13 protein-coding genes are annotated in these 18,503 nt (G+C 37.0%); 11 read left to right on the top strand and 2 right to left on the bottom strand.

What is annotated here, in order from left to right:
* Positions 1 to 6: 6 nt before the first annotated feature.
* The 10 genes from DAY19_RS07485 to DAY19_RS07440 all read left to right on the top strand — a co-directional run bounded on the left by DAY19_RS07485 (position 7) and on the right by DAY19_RS07440 (position 16,359).
* Positions 7 to 810 (top strand): hypothetical protein, encoded by an 804-nt coding sequence (locus tag DAY19_RS07485; protein ID WP_115360975.1) that lies wholly within the window; start codon positions 7 to 9, stop codon positions 808 to 810.
* A 181-nt stretch (positions 811 to 991) separates the two neighbouring features.
* The gene (locus tag DAY19_RS07480) at positions 992 to 6,718 is read left to right on the top strand and encodes a tail fiber domain-containing protein (protein WP_158536833.1); all 5,727 of its coding nucleotides are present in this window, start codon (positions 992 to 994) and stop codon (positions 6,716 to 6,718) included.
* 144 nt (positions 6,719 to 6,862) lie between these two features.
* Positions 6,863 to 7,327, top strand: coding sequence for a hypothetical protein (locus DAY19_RS07475; RefSeq protein ID WP_115360971.1), 465 nt, complete (start codon positions 6,863 to 6,865; stop codon positions 7,325 to 7,327).
* 169 nt (positions 7,328 to 7,496) lie between these two features.
* Positions 7,497 to 7,721: a heavy-metal-associated domain-containing protein gene (locus tag DAY19_RS07470; RefSeq protein WP_115360969.1), complete on the top strand. Its 225-nt coding sequence runs from the start codon at positions 7,497 to 7,499 to the stop codon at positions 7,719 to 7,721.
* A 9-nt stretch (positions 7,722 to 7,730) separates the two neighbouring features.
* Positions 7,731 to 9,941: a heavy metal translocating P-type ATPase gene (locus DAY19_RS07465; protein ID WP_115360967.1), complete on the top strand. Its 2,211-nt coding sequence runs from the start codon at positions 7,731 to 7,733 to the stop codon at positions 9,939 to 9,941.
* Positions 9,938 to 10,219: a metal-sensitive transcriptional regulator gene (locus DAY19_RS07460; RefSeq protein ID WP_115360965.1), complete on the top strand. Its 282-nt coding sequence runs from the start codon at positions 9,938 to 9,940 to the stop codon at positions 10,217 to 10,219. The genes DAY19_RS07465 and DAY19_RS07460 overlap by 4 nt, the downstream gene beginning before the upstream one ends.
* Before the next feature lie 8 nt (positions 10,220 to 10,227).
* Entirely contained in the window at positions 10,228 to 11,424 is a 1,197-nt protein-coding gene (locus DAY19_RS07455; RefSeq protein WP_115360963.1) for a TolC family protein, read from the top strand.
* Positions 11,417 to 12,763: an efflux RND transporter periplasmic adaptor subunit gene (locus tag DAY19_RS07450; RefSeq protein ID WP_115360961.1), complete on the top strand. Its 1,347-nt coding sequence runs from the start codon at positions 11,417 to 11,419 to the stop codon at positions 12,761 to 12,763. Before DAY19_RS07455 ends, DAY19_RS07450 begins: the two co-directional genes overlap by 8 nt.
* Positions 12,756 to 15,884, top strand: a complete 3,129-nt coding sequence (locus tag DAY19_RS07445; protein WP_115360959.1) for an efflux RND transporter permease subunit — start codon at positions 12,756 to 12,758, stop codon at positions 15,882 to 15,884. The genes DAY19_RS07450 and DAY19_RS07445 overlap by 8 nt, the downstream gene beginning before the upstream one ends.
* On the top strand, positions 15,877 to 16,359 hold the full coding sequence (locus DAY19_RS07440) for a DUF3347 domain-containing protein (protein ID WP_158536832.1): 483 nt from the start codon (positions 15,877 to 15,879) through the stop codon (positions 16,357 to 16,359). The genes DAY19_RS07445 and DAY19_RS07440 overlap by 8 nt, the downstream gene beginning before the upstream one ends.
* Here the strand turns inward: DAY19_RS07440 and DAY19_RS07435 are convergent, their stop codons facing one another.
* Complete coding sequence (locus tag DAY19_RS07435; protein ID WP_115360955.1) at positions 16,360 to 16,872, bottom strand: DUF2391 family protein; 513 nt, start codon at positions 16,870 to 16,872, stop codon at positions 16,360 to 16,362.
* Positions 16,873 to 16,952: 80 nt separating this feature from the next.
* On the bottom strand, positions 16,953 to 17,837 hold the full coding sequence (locus DAY19_RS07430; RefSeq protein WP_115360953.1) for a hypothetical protein: 885 nt from the start codon (positions 17,835 to 17,837) through the stop codon (positions 16,953 to 16,955).
* Between the two features lie 187 nt (positions 17,838 to 18,024).
* On the opposite strand from DAY19_RS07430, the gene DAY19_RS07425 reads away from it, so the two are divergent.
* Complete coding sequence (locus tag DAY19_RS07425; RefSeq protein ID WP_158536831.1) at positions 18,025 to 18,474, top strand: ankyrin repeat domain-containing protein; 450 nt, start codon at positions 18,025 to 18,027, stop codon at positions 18,472 to 18,474.
* Positions 18,475 to 18,503 lie beyond the last annotated feature (29 nt).

Here is an 18,503-nt window from a genome sequence, read left to right as displayed (position 1 = left end):
TTCAGTATGAAGAAAATTATCCCCGTACTCGCTTTAATTATTTCCTTTAAATCTTTTGCTTCAATTGAAGTTCGTCCAAGTTGTTATCTTTCAGATAATGAAGAAATTCTCTATATGGATATGTTTCCTTGGAATCAAACAAGAGCTGAAATGGAAGAGAATTCTTGGGTCATATATAATTCTGGTAAGCGCATGGATAATCGCGTCTTTTATGAGGATGATAAGTTCCTTATGCCATTTAAGGCAAGTGGTGGAAAAACTCAATATGCTCGTGTTCCAGAGGTCTTTATCAAGAGCTTAGTTTCACAAATTGAATACGCACTAGATAATGACTATGTGGACTTTATCAATTTCTCAGATATGGGCCATAGCCACTTCTTCATTCCAAATGAATTCTATGATGGTGAATTATCGAAATATTCATATGCAAAAGAGAAGGCAAAATTCTTTGAAACTCTAATGAATGAGAAAAGTGTTCTATCTCTTTATCATACCGCAGAACAAATGAAGTTCTTTGAAAAAAGAGGAGATGAATTTCCTCTGGCCGATCGCTATATTCAAAAAAGATTCTATACTCGAAGCTTCGTGGCCAAGAATGATGGATCAAGAAACGGAAAAATTCTCTTCAATCTTGATGCTTCAGGACAGGCGACATCAACTTATCGTCCAGATGAATACCGTTATTGGGGATCTGGAATTTCTTTTAATGCCACTAAGAATGGATGCTTTTCATTTAAGAAGAATGGCCAAGTCTTTTACTTTGATATGAGTGCAGATGATGTTGGCTATAATATGCCAAATGGCTACTAGTAAATAGCAGTTATTGTTCCATTTTATTAATGTAAAATCGCACATTTAGAAGGCACAATTTTTGTCTTTTAGGCAAAGTTAACCTTGTTAACTCATTGATATTTGTTTGTTAATTAAAGAGCGTTAAGATGTCGATAAGCCACTGTAACAACAGGGGATTATGTTGCACGTAAGTCGAAAATTGACATTTTTTCTAGCACTATGTTTAAGCTTAGTATTAAGCTCAAATACGCTTGCGACAAAAATTGGTTACTCTGGTCGACTCGTTCAAGCAGATGGAACTCCAATTTCAGGAACACCTAATCTTCAATTTGATCTCTATTACTCGAACGATCTTGCAACTTCACTTGCAACGCAAACACTTAATTCAGTACCTCTTTCAAATGGAATCTATACTGTTGAGTTAGACTTTCCTTCATTGGCAACTTTAATTGCTAATACACCTGCTAGTGAAACCCTTGTAATACAAGTTCGCGATACAACTAATACGATCACTTTTGATTATCAAAATATTCTAGCAACACCTCTTGCAAGTTACGCAGTAACGGCAGAGTCTATTGCTGATGCGGCCATTACACCACAAAGTTTAGACTTTGTTGCAAGTTGTGCTGATAACCAAATACTAATTAAGAATGGATCTCAATTTGATTGTATAAATCAAACGGCAGCGCTTTCAATTGATTCAACTCTTGTAAATAATGCAGGAACAATTGGACAAGCAACTGTTGGCACGGCAGGAACTTATACTTCTGTTACAGTTGATGCTTATGGGCGTGTTACCGCTGGTTCAAATCCTACTCCAACAATTGGTTCAAGTGAGATTACAGATGGTTCAATTGTTGATGCCGATATTAATTCAGCGGCCAATATATCATGGTCAAAAATTAATGCTCCAACAATTGATAAGACTTATGTCGGACTACAAAATGTTTTAAACGTTGCTCAAATCCCAGCATCAGATCTTGATAACTCGGGAACTCTTGATAGTGCAACACAGGTTCCAAGTGAGCTTGCTGTAAAAGGATACATCGATATTTACGCTGACGCTAAAGTAATTAACTCAATGGCCGGAACAGAAACGACACAAGCTCCTTCTGTTGATTCAGTGAAAAATTATGTAACGGCTCAAACGGGAGCAATTACTTCTTCTCAATGGACGACTTCAGGAAGTGATATTTATTATAGCAGTGGATATATTGGAATTGGGACAACAACTCCCGCAAAACATCTTCATATAAAAGAGAGTACAAATACTCAAGCAATGCTAAGACTTGAATCAAGCCGTGATGCGGTTGGTGCTTCTACTGCTGTTGTGGAGTTCTTGGCCGCAGCATCTCCAGCACCACTCGATAAGAAACATTTTCAAATCATGAATGTAAATGGTACTGCCGAAAATATTCTATCTTTCACTTCTAATGATGATTCCATGACTAGTGCCAATAAGATTTTAAACCTAACTCATTCAGGTAACGTAGGTATTGGGAAGACAAATCCAGCTGAAAAGCTAGAAGTCGATGGTAATATTCAGGTTACAACTGGAAATGATATTTGTATTGCAGGATCAGGTTGTTTATCTAGTGCCGTAACAGGTGGCGGAGAGACCAATACTGCTTCAAGTGCTGGTGGGACTTCTCTTGTTTTAGCAAAGTCTGGAACTGATCTTCCATTTAAAGGTCTAACTTCAACGAGTGGGATTACTCTTACATCAAATGCAAGTGACATTGGAATAGGGCTTGATACAGCAGTTGTTAGAAGTACAGCCTTAGCTACTCCTTTATCTGGATACACAACAGGGGCCGCTTCAAGTGTAGTTGCAACGGATAGTATTCTAGGTGCTTTTGGTAAGGTTCAAGGCCAACTTGATGCTCATGCAACTTCAATTGCAGGAAATTCTATTACAGATTCAGATGATATTACTGAAGGAGCAACAAATTTATACTTCACAGATATTCGTGCAAAAACAGCATCAGTTGTAAACTCAACAGCTGGAAGTGAAATAGATCAAGCTGCATCAGTTTCCGCTATGAAGTCATACGTACTTGCTGAAACAGGTGCAATAAATGAATCACAGTGGATCACGACAGGAAGTGATATCTATTACAATACTGGAAGTGTTGGTATCGGAACTCAAACACCAACGGTTCCACTTGAAGTTACGACAACAACTGGGCCCACAAATGTTTTAGTGAAATCAAATGATGGAGCAGCTAACTTACATTTAGATCGAGCAACTAGTTCAGATCAAGCAAAAGTTCTTCTAAGTACAGCTTCAAGTGCCGATTGGAGCATTGGAATGTATGGTGATAGCTTTCAATTATACGAATTTGGCCACGGTGAAACTGGACGCCGTTTTACGATTGAAGCAGATACTGGAAATGTTGGTATTGGTACAACTTCTCCAACTCAAAAACTAACTGTAGATGGAAATATTAATGTAACAACAGGAAATGATATTTGTATTGATGGATCTGGCTGTTTATCAAGTGCTGTTTCTGGTGGCGGTGAAACAAATACTGCCTCAAGTGCCGGAGGGACTTCACTTGTTCTTCCAAAGTCTGGAACAGATCTACCATTTAAAGGCCTAACATCGACAAGTGATATTGCACTTACGGCAAATGCCAATGATATTCAAATTGGAGTTTCAACATCTAATGGTGCAGGTGAAGTTTTAAGACTTGATGGAAGTGGGCGAGTGCCTGCATCAAATGTAATGGGGACACCATTAACTGGTTACACTGTTGGTGCAAATGCTGTTCTTGCTCCAACCGATACAATTCTTGATGCTTATGGAAAGCTTCAAGCTCAGATTAATGCTAACTACACGGCAATCACTGGCCTAAGTGATACAGATGATCTTTCCGAAGGAGTGACTAATTTATATTTTACAGATGGCCGTGCTCAAACTGCTGCAGTCGTTGATTCAACAGTAGGGAATGAGACAACTCAAGCACCTTCAGTTAGTGCTATTAAAACATATGTTGATGCTCGTGCGACTCAGTGGACGACAGCTGGTAGTGATATTTACTATAACTCTGGAAATGTAGGAATTGGAACAACAAATCCTAAGGATACATTAGATCTATCTGGCGGAGTTCTTAGATTTGATAATAATCCAACCAATCACTTCAAGGCACCTTCAGCTGAAACAACTGAGCCTTTTAGGGTTTTTGTTCAAGATGATCAGGCCAATGCAAATGTCTATGGGACAAATAATAACAGCGCTATCATCTTTGAAAATCAAGATAGTAATAATCCCGTACCAGATGACGGCTTATATTTTATCAACACAGGTAGTGATGATATTCCAAAGATTGCAATGACAATTCAAGGAAATGGTCGAGTAGGAATTGGAACAGCATCACCAACTCAGGCGCTTGATGTTTCTGGAAATATTAAAGGGGCAGCATTCTATGGTGATGGTTCAAACTTAACTGGTGTTGATTCAACATCTTCATCAAATGAAGTTGATAATGTCATCGCTGCAGATAGTGATTCAAATGGAACAGGTGTTATTAATTTTCGAACTGGTGGTACAACAAAGATGACTATTGATAATAGTGGAAATCTAGGTGTTGGAACGAGTACGCCTGAATCAGTTGCTCATATTGCCAATACTAGCGGTCGACTTATCCTAGAGTCAACTGGTGCAAATAATACTTTTGTCACTCTAAGACCAGATAGTGGATCAGCAGATCAAGTTAATTTAGGAGTTAATGATGCAACTGGAGCTTTCTCTATTGCTGGTTCTGGAGGAATTGGAGCTAATGATCTTCTAACTGTCGAAAGTTCTGGGAATGTCGGAATTGGAACAAATACTCCAGTCGGTGATTTTCAAGTTGTAGGCAATGAAGGAAATGTCGTCATTTCAGGTACAGATGGTGAAGGTGATTACTCAAATATTCAATCAAATAATCATGCAAATCTTTTAATTGGTTCCAATTTAAGAATTTCAGATACCGGTGTTGGACATGATCTCGAAGTGAGTCAAACTCATGCTACTATGTCTGGTGCTGGTATTACTATTGGTGGTAACACAACTTCTGGCGACTTTATTGACTCAGGAGTAGTCTCTATTTATTCAACAAAAGGAGCCGCTACTCAAGACGATGATTTCACGGCAGCACCAACGGCCGTTTTTAGACATGGAAAAGTCGGGATTGGTACAACTACACCTACTGCACCATTATTTGTTGAAAGAAATATTGCTGATTACACAACAAGCTTTCCAGAGACAGTTTCTAGAGCAACAATGCTTTTAAAGACTCATGATACGGACTCTACCTTAACCTCTTTTGGGGCCTTTAGTTTAGGTGCTGGTTATCTTCAGAGAACAAATGGTGCAGGTTCAACAGCTTATGATTTCTTCTTAAATCCTTATGGAGGTAACGTCGGGATTGGAACAACAACAGGAGAAGGAAAACTCTCTGTTGGTAATTTCTACCATACTGACTCATATCAAGTAACAGCAAGTAATACGACTTTAGCTGAAGTTACGATTGGTGGGGCGTCTCTTCCAACAACTGGGGTATATTCTGTTCAACTCGTTACTCAGGGGACAGCTACAGATACAGGAGCACTTTATCTTGTTTGGTATGATGAAGGTTCTGCTACATGGAAGACTCGTCTTTCTAGTCGTAATAACGGGACTTCTAATAATCCATATGTTGTTATTGAATCTAATGTTCCTAAGATAAAAACAAGTCATACTAATGATTATAGTATTGCAGTAACAATTCGTAGTGCATCAGGTGAAGCTAATTCTCTTCCTCATACTTGGGGTGGACACTTTCAATGGCAAAGAGATGGAAATAGTCTCTCATACGCAGATGGACAAGTTGCAGTAGGTGGAAACCCTACTTCAGAGGCAGACTTTACTGTAAACCAATCTTTAAGACAGATGAGTTCAAGTGGAGTTGGTGGATTAACTGTAATATCAGGTAATGATCAGGTCGGCCTACAGGTTTTTGATATCGATGGAAGTGCAGGAACCGGTGATGATAAAATTCCATCAGTTTATTGGGGTGATAACCCAACTGATGACCTAGCATTTACAAGATATACAAGTGGTGGAAGTTACACCGAGTATATGAGGCTTACTGGTACAGGGTCACTAGGGATTGGAACGACAAATCCTGGAGCTGATTTACATGTTCACGGGCGAGATAGCGCTGCGGCCTATCCGACAGATACAACAGCTGGAAACCTTGTGCATAAGATAACAAATTCCAATAATGGTGTTGAAATTGGGACAAGTGGGGCCGTAAATGGAAGGCGTGCCTGGATTCTTGCAAGGCACTCTTCAACGAGTACTTATGGAGATTATTTATCAACTCTACACCTTCAGCCAGATGTTGGAACTGATACAAATTATCATGGGGTTGCCATTGGTCTTAGTGCTGGGACGCAATTAACGGCAAATGGTGAGAGATTAGTTGTTAATGGTACTGCTGCAAAACCTGGTGGAGGTTCTTGGGCCACATATTCAGATGAGAGACTGAAGGATCTTACTGGTGAGTATAGTCACGGATTAGATGAGATCATGAATTTAAACACTGTTAAGTATCGCTATAAAGATAATAATGCCCTTGGTATTTTAAATGAAAGAGAGCACTCTGGTTTTATTGCTCAAGATGTTCAAAAAGTAATTCCTGAAGCAGTTAGAAAGACAACTGATGACTTCTTAACTGTTGATAATGACCCAATCTTCTTGGCATTAATTAATGCAACAAAAGAGCAGCAGGAGCAAATTGAAGAAAATAAGCGTATGCAAAAGCTCATGCAAGAAGGCAACTCACGCCGTATTTCTTCTCTTGAAGAGCAAGTGGATGCCCTAAAAGAGGAAAATGAAATTCTTAAGGCCTACCTTTGTGAAAAAGACCCTGATATGCCTCTTTGCCCGAAAAACTAGCCAAATATTATTGTAAAGAACTCTATTTGCGATCGTGATTCTAGGTACCTAGGTGATATTCAACATCAAAGTTGATTGAGCAGTAAAATAGATCTATTGATCATATGTATATATACGTATTTTCAAGTCTCTGTGGAGGGAATTGTGATCCTTTTAAAATTGGCCATTCTTTCAATTGCTCTTCTCTATTCAACTGTCGCTCTAGCACAGGGGAAGATTTCTGATAAAGAGTTAGTGGCCACATTAAAATGTCATGAAGTTCAAAAAACAAGATGCTTAGAAGTACAAGAATATGGACAAGAGTTTGTTGGTCCTCAAATTGATGAGGCTTTGAATGAAGCGCAATTTGTGGATACAACTAGGCCTACCATTCGTGAACTCGTGTGTTGTGAGAAGAGTACGAGTTTAAGGGAGAGTGTGGTTGGCCATATTTTTAATGAAATGCTACCAGATCAAGTTATCATAAGTCTTTTAGGGCAAAAAGTTGTTAAACACACAAGTCCAACATCAAAAGCAAATTGTCGCAATATATCTAGTGTGAATAATGTCTATAACGACGATCGATTTGTTGGCCCTAAAATTCCCGATTATATAAAGAACTCTCAATAGAAATCCTTGCTATCTCTTATAACGAATTTACAGTAGCTTAGATAATAAGCCTCCACCTCATTGTCATTTCTTTGTCAACTTAACTTAACTTCTCTTGCTTTAGACCTCGATGAATAATATGATTAGGTGAGATACCCCATGGGGGTATATGGTTTAAAGAGAGGTTTATGTGAAAAAAGTTAAGTTTATTGTAAGTGGTATTAAATGTGGTGGTTGTGTAAGTAAAGTTGAAGGCGGACTTAAAGATATTTCAGGTATTTCAAGTGTTGATGTTGATGTTGAAAATCAGGAAGTGCTTGTAAGTGGTGAGAGTAACTTTTCAAATATGCAAATCAAGACCACTCTTTCTGGTATCGGTTTCCCTGTTTCAAGTATTAAAAAACTTCAGGCTTAGGAGAGACAAATGCAAAGTGAAAATGTGAATCAACAGGATATAAATATTAAAATCTCAGGCATGCATTGTGCTAGTTGTGCTTCTTCAATTGAGAAAGAAGTTGCAAAGATTGATGGCGTAAAGTCTAGTAGTGTTAACTACGCTGTTGAAAGTGGACACTTTGAATTTGATAATCAGGAGACCTTGAAAAAGATTGAAGATAAAATCGTCGATTTAGGTTATTCAATTCAATCTGATGTTGAAGGTGAGCAACAAGAGGATTCTAAACAGACGATTGAAAAAGATAATTTCTATAAGTTCTTATTTGGGATTATTCTGGCAATCTCTGTTTTCCTCTTTGAGATGGGACCTTTCAAGTCTTGGCCTAATCAAAAAGCAAATTGGTATATCCAGCTTCTTTTGACTCTACCTGTATGGGCGTGGATTGGTCTGAAATTTCAACGATCACTTTTTCAATTCTTAACGAGTGGTCGCTCTAATATGAATACGCTCATTGGTTTAGGTACTAGTGCGGCATTTCTCTACAGTGTTTTTATCACTGTCTTTACTGGCTATGCAAGAGAGATGGGATTGACTGTAAGAGTTTATTTTGAAGCAGTAGGATTTATCACTTCTTTTGTCTACTTAGGTCAATATTTTGAGGAAAGAGCAAAGAAGAAAACAAAAGAAGCCTTAAATGACTTATTTAAGTTATCTGCAAAGAAGGCAAATGTTTTAAGAGATGATACTTTTAAAGAAATTGATATTAGTGAAGTCGTCGTTGGAGATATCATAAGAGTTCGTCCTGGTGAGAAATTTGCTGTCGATGGGGTTATTACGAAAGGTAGCAGCTCAATTGATGAATCAATGATTTCAGGAGAACCAATTCCTGTTAGTAAGACAGTTGATGATGAAGTCTTTGCCGGAACAATTAATGATGACAATGTCGTTGAGTATAAAGCGAGTAAAGTAGGTAATGACACTTTTCTTTCTCAGATTATTAGTTTTGTAGAAGATGCTCAGTCGTCAAAGCCAGAGATACAAAAATATGCAGATCGCATAAGTAGTATTTTTACTCCTGCAGTTATACTTATTTCAATTATCACATTTATTAGTTGGTACTTCTTAGGTGGAGAACCTAAATGGGGTAATTCAATCTCAAACTTTATTGCTGTTCTTGTTATTGCATGCCCTTGTGCACTTGGATTAGCAACTCCAACGGCCGTTGTTGTTTCAACTGGTCGCGCATCTTTAAAAGGACTTTTAATTGGTGGTGGAGAAGTAATAGAGAAGGCCGTAAAAATTGATACAATTATCTTTGATAAAACAGGAACAATAACTTTTGGAAAGCCTAGTGTTATTGATGAGGTCTACTTAGATAAGAGTGACAGAAAAGAACTACTTACTCATTTAGCTTCTATTGAGCAATTTTCGGAACATCCACTAGCTAAGGCCGTTGTTAACTTTGCTAAAGAAAGTGATATCGAGCTTTTTGAACCAGATAGCTTTGAAGTTATTAAAGGAAAGGGGCTAATCGCTGAAATCGATGATATTGAATACCATATTGGTAATGAAGCATTATTTGATGATGCGAGAATTAAAAGGGACTCTAATCTTGTTTCAAATAAAGTAGGAAGTTTTGTTTTTGTCGCTAAGGATAAGACTCATATCGCAACTCTGATCGTGGGTGATGAAATTAAGCCAAGTGCAAAAGAGGCCATTGATCATTTTAAAAATCTTGGAATCGAAACTTGGATGATTACAGGAGATAACGAGCAAGTTGCAAAAAGTGTAAGTGAAGAAATTGGAATCGACCATTATATTTCTAAGGCATTACCGATTGCAAAGGCCAAACAAGTTGAAAAATTACAGTCCAAGGGGCGAAAAGTTGCAATGATTGGGGATGGAATCAATGACGCCCCAGCTTTAGCTAAAGCTGATCTATCCATGGCCATGGGAACTGGAACAGACGTTGCAATCAGTGCTTCTGATGTTACAATTGTTAAAGGCGATATAGTTAAAGCGGTAGAGTTTATTGAACTTGCTAATGGTACAATGAAAATCATTAAGCAAAATCTCTTCCTATCGATGATTTATAATACATTATTAATACCAGTAGCTGCAGGCGTTCTTGTTCCATTTGGAGGCCCTGCCATGCCACCTGTTCTTGCAAGTATTGCTATGGGACTTAGTAGTATTTCAGTTGTTACTAATAGTTTAAGAATAAGGAAGTTGATATGAGTAAACACCCAGACCATAAGGCGACACTGACTCGAGTAAATCGTATTGAAGGTCAGGTCAGAGGCATTAAGAATATGATCGAGGATGGAAAATACTGTGTTGATATTCTTACACAAATAAAATCAATTCGTAGTGCTTTGAAGGGACTAGAGTTAGTCATTTTAGAGTCTCACCTTAATAGTTGTGTGATAAATGCTCTTAAATCTGGATCTTCTAAAGAATCAGAAGAAAAGATAGATGAAATCATGGAATTACTTAAAAGATCTGCCAAGTCTTAGGAGTTTCAATGTTTAAGTATTTGATCATATTATTGAGTTGCTCAACTTTTGCTTTTACTTTCAATGAAGCAGTAGAAGAACTAAAGAATCACAATAGCCTTCAGGCCATGAAAGGAAGTGCAAAATCTTTACTTGAAAAGTCTCAGAAGCAAGCTTCATGGGGTGATCCAATGTTTAAGATTGCTGCAAAAAATCTTCCTGTGGACTCTCTTAAGTTTGATCAAACGCCAATGTCTGGACTGGAATTTGGAATCGGTCAAAAAATAGCTTTATCTAATAAATATGGAAAAGCCGGTGAAAGTCAAAGCGCACAAGCAAGGTCAATCAACTACAGTGCAATGGATCTCGAACAGGCCTTAACAAAAAGTCTTTGGGCAAATCTTATTGAATATAAAAGGATTAATAACGAATTAGATATATTAAAAGAGAATTTATCTTGGATTTCTAAGATGTTGAAAGTGAGTAAGAAACTCTACTCTAATGGCCGAATTACCCAACAAGCTTTATTAGATATTCAAATAAGAAAGTCTGAAGTTGAAAGTGAAATTAGTAATAAAAACTTTGAAATAAAGCAGAATAAATCTCAGCTTAAGTATCTGGTAGGTAATAAGGCGCTAAATTTTAACTATAAATCAGTGCCATGGAAGCTTCTTGATACAAGTAAAACTGAAGGCCAGGATTTTCGCTTAAGCTCTTTAAAGGAAAATCTAAAGGCAAAAGAATATTCACTAGAACAATCAAAGCTCGCTTATATCCCTGATATTACCGTATCTGTAGGGTATACGATCAGATCTGACATTGATAATAATGGTGACTTTATTGGTGCACAAATTACATTTCCAATTCCTGTATCAGACGATAAGTCTGGTGCTAAAGGGGAAGCTGTTGCCAATCGATATGTTGCCTTTAAGCAATTAGATGATTACAAATTAAAAAAGAGTCGTGATATTGAGGTTATTAAAGACGATATTGCTAAGCTTAATGCAGAGCTGAGAATTATCTCAAGAAAGTCAGTCAACTTTGCGCAAAACTCACGTTCAATTACTTCTAAATCTTATGGATTAGGTAATAGCACTTATGTTGAGTTATTACAGAGTGAAATTAGATTACAAACAATATTACTAAAGAAGGTCGCTTTAGAGTCAAAGCTTTCAATGAGAAAGGTGGACTTAAAGTATACTCTTGGAGAATCTTTATATGAATAAGGTCTTGATTATTGTCTTTTTAGGGTTTATCTCTCTCTTTTCTTCTTGTCAGAGTAAGAAAGAAGTTGAAACAACAACGTCTCAAAAAGTTGAAACTTATTACACATGTTCAATGCACCCTCAAATAAGAGAAGACAAGCCAGGGAAATGTCCTATTTGTCATATGAACTTAACAAAAGTTGAGGTGGAACACGATCACGCCACTGATAAAGAGGCCAAGGCCGAAAAGAAACAGCTCTGGGCATGTGAGAACTTTCCTGAAGTTACAAGTGAGAAAGAAGAAGTTTGTCCTTTAGACGGAACTCCAATGGTTAAGGTGGATATAAATAAAAAAGAAGCGGCAAGTGTTGTTGCAAAAGTCAAACTTAGAAAGTCTCATCTTAATCACTTTAATCCATCTTTTTTTCCTGTAACGACAATGAAAATGACGAAGAAAATTAGACTTCTTGGACAAGTTTTAGAGTCAGAAGAAAAAGAAAGTAATATTCCGGCAAGAATAGATGGCCGAGTTGAAAAGGTATATGTGAAGTCGACTGGAAGTTTTGTAAAGGCCGGTGATCCTGTCGTTGATATCTATAGTCCAAGACTTATCACAGGTGGAGAAGAATATATTCTTGCCCGAAGTACATATTTAAAGAATAGAAGTCGTGAATTTCGAGATCTTTATCACCAAAGTCGTGAACGTCTTGAATTATGGGGAATAAAGAAAGACCAATACGAAGAATGGGCCAAAAACGGAAAAATTCCTAAGAATATCACGATTTATTCTCCTGCAACTGGTGTTGTTCAAACTAGAAATGCTACCGTAGGAAAGTACTTTAAAGAAGGTCAGGACTTTTTTAAATTATCAAACCTAAGTGATGTTTGGGTTGAGTTTGATGTTTATGAGCAAGACTCTGCACTAGTGGAAATTGGCCAAAAAGTAGAATTAAATTTTATTGCCCTTCCTGGTGAGACTACTACTGGTGAAATCGATTTTGTTAGTCCTGTACTAGATTCAACATCTCGAACACTTAAAGTTAGGGCAACAATTGAAAATAAGAATGGAAAATTAAAACCTGGGATGGTTGCAAACGCTCAAATAAGTCTTAATTTAGAAGGGATGCCTCTTGTTATTCCACGCTCGGCAGTTATTGATACTGGTAAGAGAAAGGTTGCGTGGGTTAAAGAATCTGATAGAAGTTTTAAATCGATAATTATTAATACAGGTCATGAGTCAGAAGGTTATGTTGAAGTTGTATCAGGACTGAAAGAAGGTGATGAAGTTGTTATTGAGGGCAACTTCCTACTAGATGCACAAGCACAATTATTTGGTGGCTATGAGGATATGAATGATTAAGAGAATTATTGAATTATCCATTCGTAATCGTGTAGCTGTTGTCCTTATATTTATCTTAATTGGACTTCTGTCTATATTTAGTCTCAATACGGCAAGAGTCGATGCTATTCCTGATATTGGAGAAAATCAGCAAATTGTCTTCACTGAATGGGCCGGAAGATCACCAAAAGATATTGAAGAACAGATCACTTATCCATTAAGTATTATGTTACAAGGTATTCCTGGAGTTAAGAATATTCGAGGAACCTCTGCATTTGGTTTTTCTACGATATACGTAATCTTTGATGATGAAATTGACTTTTATTGGTCGAGGTCACGTGTTCTTGAAAAACTAACGTCTGCAAAGAATGAGCTTCCAACTGGTGTGTCTCCTGCAATGGGACCAGATGCAACAGGACTTGGCCAAGTGTATATGTATACATTGGAAAATACTCCTGAAAACTCAAAACCATTATCGTTAGAAGAACTTCGTACACTACAGGACTTCTATGTTCGCTATCTCCTTCAAAGTGTAAATGGTGTAAGTGAAGTTGCAAGTATTGGTGGCTTTGTTAAAGAGTATCAAATTGATGTGGATCCAAATAAGCTCATTGCATATGATATTCATCTTACTAAAATCATTTCAGCTATTGAGAATAGTAATATTGATGTTGGCGCCGAAGTCATCGAAGATGGAGCTAGAGAGTTTATTGTTCGAGGTAAGGGATTTTTTAAATCAATTTCAGACATTGAAAATGTTGTAGTTGATGTAAAAAAAGATACTCCCATAAGAATTAAAGACATGGCCCGTGTTGGAACAGGGCCGGCATTTAGACGTGGCGCACTCGATAAGAATGGACAAGAAGCTGTCGGCGGCATTGTTACGATGCGCTTTGGGGAAAACCCTAAAGAAGTAATTGATAATGTAAAAGAAAAACTCAAAGAAGTAAGGCAAGGCCTACCTAAGGGAGTTGAGCTTAAATCATTTTATGACCGTACTGAGGTAATTGAGAGAACAATTGGTACTGTCTACAGTGCACTTGCTCAAGAAATTGTTATTACAGTCGTAGTGATTCTTCTTTTCTTACTTCACTTTAAATCGTCTATTCTCGTTTCTCTAACACTTCCTTTTGGTGTTGGAATTAGCTTTATTTTAATGAAGTTATTAGGGATTGATTCAAATGTTATGAGTCTTTCAGGTCTCGTTATTGCCATTGGTTCAATGGTGGATATGGGAATTATCATGACTGAAAGTATTTACTCTTCACTTGCTGAAAAAGGAAATAAGCTCACAAAAAATGAAAGAATTGAGACTGTTGTAAGTTCTGCTAGAGAAGTTGGGCCTGCTATCTTAACTGCTGTGGCAACAACAATAATTACATTTTTACCGGTTTTCGGATTAGAAGGTAGTGAAGGCAAACTCTTTGGTCCACTTGCATGGGCAAAAACTCTAGCAATGTTTGGATCTGTCATTGTTGCTATTATTCTCGTACCAGCATTAAGTGTTTACTTTCTAAAAGGTGATTTAAGGCCAATTGAGAAAAACCCAGTAAGTAAGAAAATAGTCTCAACATATAAACCAGTACTAGATTGGTTCCTTGATAATCGAAAAGTATTTTTTATTTTTCCCGTCATCATTCTAGTTCTTGGTGGTTTTGCTCTGACTCAATTAGGTAAGGAATTTATGCCTTCTTTAAATGAAGGAGAGATCCTCTATATGCCAGTAACGACAGCTGATGTTGGTATGACAAAAGCTCGTGAATTACTAGCTTATACTGATCGTGAATTAAAGAAGCACCCTCTTGTAAAAGATGCTTATGGAAAATTAGGGCGAGCTGAAACTGCGCTTGATCCAGCGCCTGTCGCAATGTTTGAAACAGTTGTTAAACTTATTCCTGAAGATGAATGGCCTAGTGGTACTTCTATTTATGATATTATGAATGATCTCGATCAAAAGATTCAGGTTCCAGGACTTGTGAATGCTTGGTTATTTCCAATAGAAAACCGTATTTCAATGATTTCCACAGGAATCAAAACACAAATTGGCGTGAAAATATTTGGTGATGACCTCGAGACTCTTGAAAAACTTGGTAATAAAATTGGACGAAAATTAGAAGAGGTTAGAGGTGCAAGTGGTGTTTACGCTCAACAGATCACAGGTAAACCTTATATTGAATTTGATATTGATCGAATCGCTGCAAGTCGTTTTGGTATAAATACTGGAACGATTAATCGAATACTACAAACTGCAATTGGCGGAATGACTATCGGTCAATTTTACGATGGAAGAAAAAGATTTCCTATTCGTGTGCGCTATAAAAAAGAGCTAAGGGATCGAATTGATGAACTAAAGAAAGTTTTAGTTCCAAGTCCTCTAGGTCAACATATACCACTTGAGCAATTAGCAAAAATTGAGGTTGTAACAGGGCCTGCAATGATTCAATCAGAAGATGGTATGCTAAAGTCATTGGTATTATTAAATGTTCAAGATAGGGATCTCATAGGCTTTGTGGAAGAGGCAAAAGAAAAAGTTGCTAAAGAGATCGAGCTTCCAAAAGGGTACTCTCTTTCATGGGCCGGACAATATGAAAATCAAGTTCGCTCAAATCAGAGGCTTTTGCTTTTAATTCCGTTGGCCTTACTTATCAATCTTCTCATTATCTATATGGGAATAAAGAACTTAAGAAATGCAGGTATCATCTTTAGTGCAATACCGATTGCATTTGCTGGTGGCCTAATTTTACTATGGATTGGTGGGTTTAATACTTCTGTTGCAGTTTGGGTTGGCTTTATTGCTCTTTTTGGAATTGCTGTAGATGATGGTGTTGTTCTTATGACGTATCTTCAAGAAGAGAATCGAAAAATTAATCCTAAAAACTGGGAAGAATTAAAAGAGGTCATAAGTAATGCAGGTTCACGACGTATTAGACCTCTTATTATGACAACAACTACAACTATTGTGGCCTTACTTCCAATTATGTGGTCAACGAGTACAGGTTCTGAAGTCATGAAGCCTATGGCCATTCCAACATTAGGTGGAATGTTAGTTGAATTAATTACTCTATTCATTGTTCCAATTACATACTCGTACTTTGAAGAAAGACGTATAAAAGAAATTACTCATGGAGAAGAAAATGTTTAAGCTAATTACATTATTTTCAGTATTAATTAATTTTTCAACATTTGCAGATGTAAGAGAAAGCTTAACATCAGCACAGAAAGAAGAAGTTGTGAATGTTTTAAAGGCCAATGAGAAGCTACACGCAAGCTTCTTTAAGTATGATGCTAAGAGTGTTGCAGACTCGGCCCAAGAGCTTAAGAATGCAATGAATAAGGTCTCACATGAAAAGATAAAGAAGTTATTGAAGTTTTCAATGACTAAGCTTGATGAAATAAAAGCTAATAAGACAAAAGATGAGAATGGACAAAATTATCATACGATCTCAATGGCACTTATCTATATTCTTAATACTTATGATGTAGGAAGCGAGTATAACGCTTATTCATGTCCTATGGTTAAGAAGAAGTGGGTACAGAATTCTTCTAAGCAAGAAAAAGTACACAACCCATACGCTGCTAATATGCCTCACTGTGGTAGTAAAGATACAAGCTTCTAATTATTTTAAATAATCAGTAACGGCAGCACCAAATATACTTGGAAAGGCGATAATTACAGTACGTTTAAATGCAAGTATATGGTCTGTCTTTACTGGAAATTTATTAATCAAAAATAAAATCATAACAACACTTAAAGTCGTAATAAAGTAGATGGCAAAAATACGCTTTAAGAACTCAATGACATTTCCCTTAAGCTTAAAACGATAAAAGTTAAAATACACAAAGAACGTTACTGTCGTAATAGATGCGGCAAATAAATAGTAAATATTTTGAAAGGGAAGAGTCTCACTAAGTGTCCAGACTTCTTCTGTAAAGCACAGAGGAGAAGCAACAAGAAAGGCCCCCACAAAGATTTGGGTAATATCTCTTAAGCGCAATTCAACCATAAGAGGGTTTATTACATGTCCCATCGGTTTTCCAGAGTCATCAAGGAAAGTGACGACTTCTTTTAAGTAACCGTTGATACGTTTTATTTCTGTGTGGGTATTCTTTAATCCCTTAAATACATTCATATTTAAATTATAGGGTTAAGATAGAATTAAGGCAAAAAAAAAGGCCCGCTAAGCGGGCCTAAGTATAAACTTTAACTTGATTAAAGAATATTGATATCTGCAGAGATTGCAAAGTTTGTCTTGTCTGAGTCAAGATCATCAGCAAGGAACTGAATATTTGGATATACGTAGATATCTCTTGTTACAGAAATTCCTACACCAACTGATTGGTATTCATATGCTCTTAAGAAGTTTGAATCTTCACCTCTTGATTTTTGGTAGTTGAAGTAACCAAATACTGTTCTGAATGAGAACATATCATTGAATCTGTACTCTAGTTGTGGGTAGAAACCTACTGCTAGTTCAGTAAGAGCATCTTTTGGAACTACTGTTTCTGGCTCATTTCCATAGAAGTATGCACTTAATGAAACTGAAGCACCGATAGTAAGGTTAGTTCCTTCAAAGTTCTTCATCATATTGTGTGAAGCACTTACAACTTGTCTTAGGTCTACATTCTTGTAAGATTCAGCTGTACCAAAAGTTACGTCTGCAGAAGTTGAAGTTTGGAAGTCACCAATTTTGTAAATTCTTGAATAACCGATATATGGATTATCAACGTTACCTTCTGAATGTCCCCATGGGTTTAGTACAGAAAAACCTGCACCAACAGTCATACTGTCATTTTTGTTGAAACGGTATCTTCCTGAGAATGAACCACCAAAAGATGTTTTTGTTTCTGTTTCTGGATCACCATAGATATCTGGTCTCTCTTCACCAAAGATATCATCTAGTGTACCACCGTTGTATCCCATTGATAGAGATAAAGAGTAGTCAGACTTTGAACCAGACTGTGCTCTAAGTCTTGCGTTTGTAATTTCACTATCAATGTCTTCCTTGTTTGATTCTTCTTGCGCTTGAGCAGGTGCTGCCATTGCCACTGCTAGAAGAAGCATAAGTAGCTTTGAGCTTTTAACTAAATTTCTCATTTTCACTCCATGTGTATGTTTTTAATTAGGGTACTATTGTCTAAAGAACGACGTAAAAGATCAAATAATTTCTTAACAAATCCTTGATATTCAATAAAATACGATGATGCGTTCCGCGCTAAATTTAACATAATTAAGTTTCTTCTTCCTATACAGGTGATTAAAATTTTATTTTAGGGAGATGTTAATGAGTGATAGGCGAATCTTTAAATGGGCCCAGAGAGGAAATGTTCAGGAGCTGAGCATCTTATTACTTTCTGTATCAGAGATTAATTTAGAGGTAAGAAACCAAAAAGGCCAAACACCGCTTCACGTCGCTGTTGAAAATGGGCATCGTTCATTTGCACACACATTGTTAAACTCCGGCGCAAATCCGAATTGTCTTGATCATCTTGGAAATACACCTCTTATGAAGGCCGCACAAAAAGGGGATTTGAGCCTTTTTAAATTACTGATTCAAAATGGATCTAATATTGAAATTGAAAATTCAAATAAGATGACGGCCTATGACTGGGCGCACGCTTTTCATCGCCGCAACATAATACATTACTTGTCTTCATATGGGCATTCTAAAAAGTCGGAACTCAGAGCTTATTTCGGTGCCTTCAAACAGCTCTTCCAGGAAATTATTCGCTAGTAATTATATCAACTCATATACTGGTCACA

This window comes from Halobacteriovorax vibrionivorans, assembly GCF_003346865.1.
Taxonomy (GTDB): domain Bacteria; phylum Bdellovibrionota; class Bacteriovoracia; order Bacteriovoracales; family Bacteriovoracaceae; genus Halobacteriovorax_A; species Halobacteriovorax_A vibrionivorans.
Note: the sequence above shows the minus strand (reverse complement) of the source record. Positions and strands in the feature narration are given on the sequence as shown.

Excerpts from the sequence above, each read along its gene's own strand:
- DAY19_RS07460 (WP_115360965.1), top strand. The coding sequence starts at position 9,938 with ATGAGTAAACACCCAGACCATAAGGCGACACTGACTCGAGTAAATCGT.
- DAY19_RS07430 (WP_115360953.1), bottom strand. The coding sequence starts at position 17,837 with ATGAGAAATTTAGTTAAAAGCTCAAAGCTACTTATGCTTCTTCTAGCA.
- DAY19_RS07440 (WP_158536832.1), top strand. The coding sequence starts at position 15,877 with ATGTTTAAGCTAATTACATTATTTTCAGTATTAATTAATTTTTCAACA.
- DAY19_RS07425 (WP_158536831.1), top strand. The coding sequence starts at position 18,025 with ATGAGTGATAGGCGAATCTTTAAATGGGCCCAGAGAGGAAATGTTCAG.
- DAY19_RS07435 (WP_115360955.1), bottom strand. The coding sequence starts at position 16,872 with ATGAATGTATTTAAGGGATTAAAGAATACCCACACAGAAATAAAACGT.
- DAY19_RS07455 (WP_115360963.1), top strand. The coding sequence starts at position 10,228 with ATGTTTAAGTATTTGATCATATTATTGAGTTGCTCAACTTTTGCTTTT.
- DAY19_RS07485 (WP_115360975.1), top strand. The coding sequence starts at position 7 with ATGAAGAAAATTATCCCCGTACTCGCTTTAATTATTTCCTTTAAATCT.
- DAY19_RS07445 (WP_115360959.1), top strand. The coding sequence starts at position 12,756 with ATGATTAAGAGAATTATTGAATTATCCATTCGTAATCGTGTAGCTGTT.
- DAY19_RS07465 (WP_115360967.1), top strand. The coding sequence starts at position 7,731 with ATGCAAAGTGAAAATGTGAATCAACAGGATATAAATATTAAAATCTCA.
- DAY19_RS07450 (WP_115360961.1), top strand. The coding sequence starts at position 11,417 with ATGAATAAGGTCTTGATTATTGTCTTTTTAGGGTTTATCTCTCTCTTT.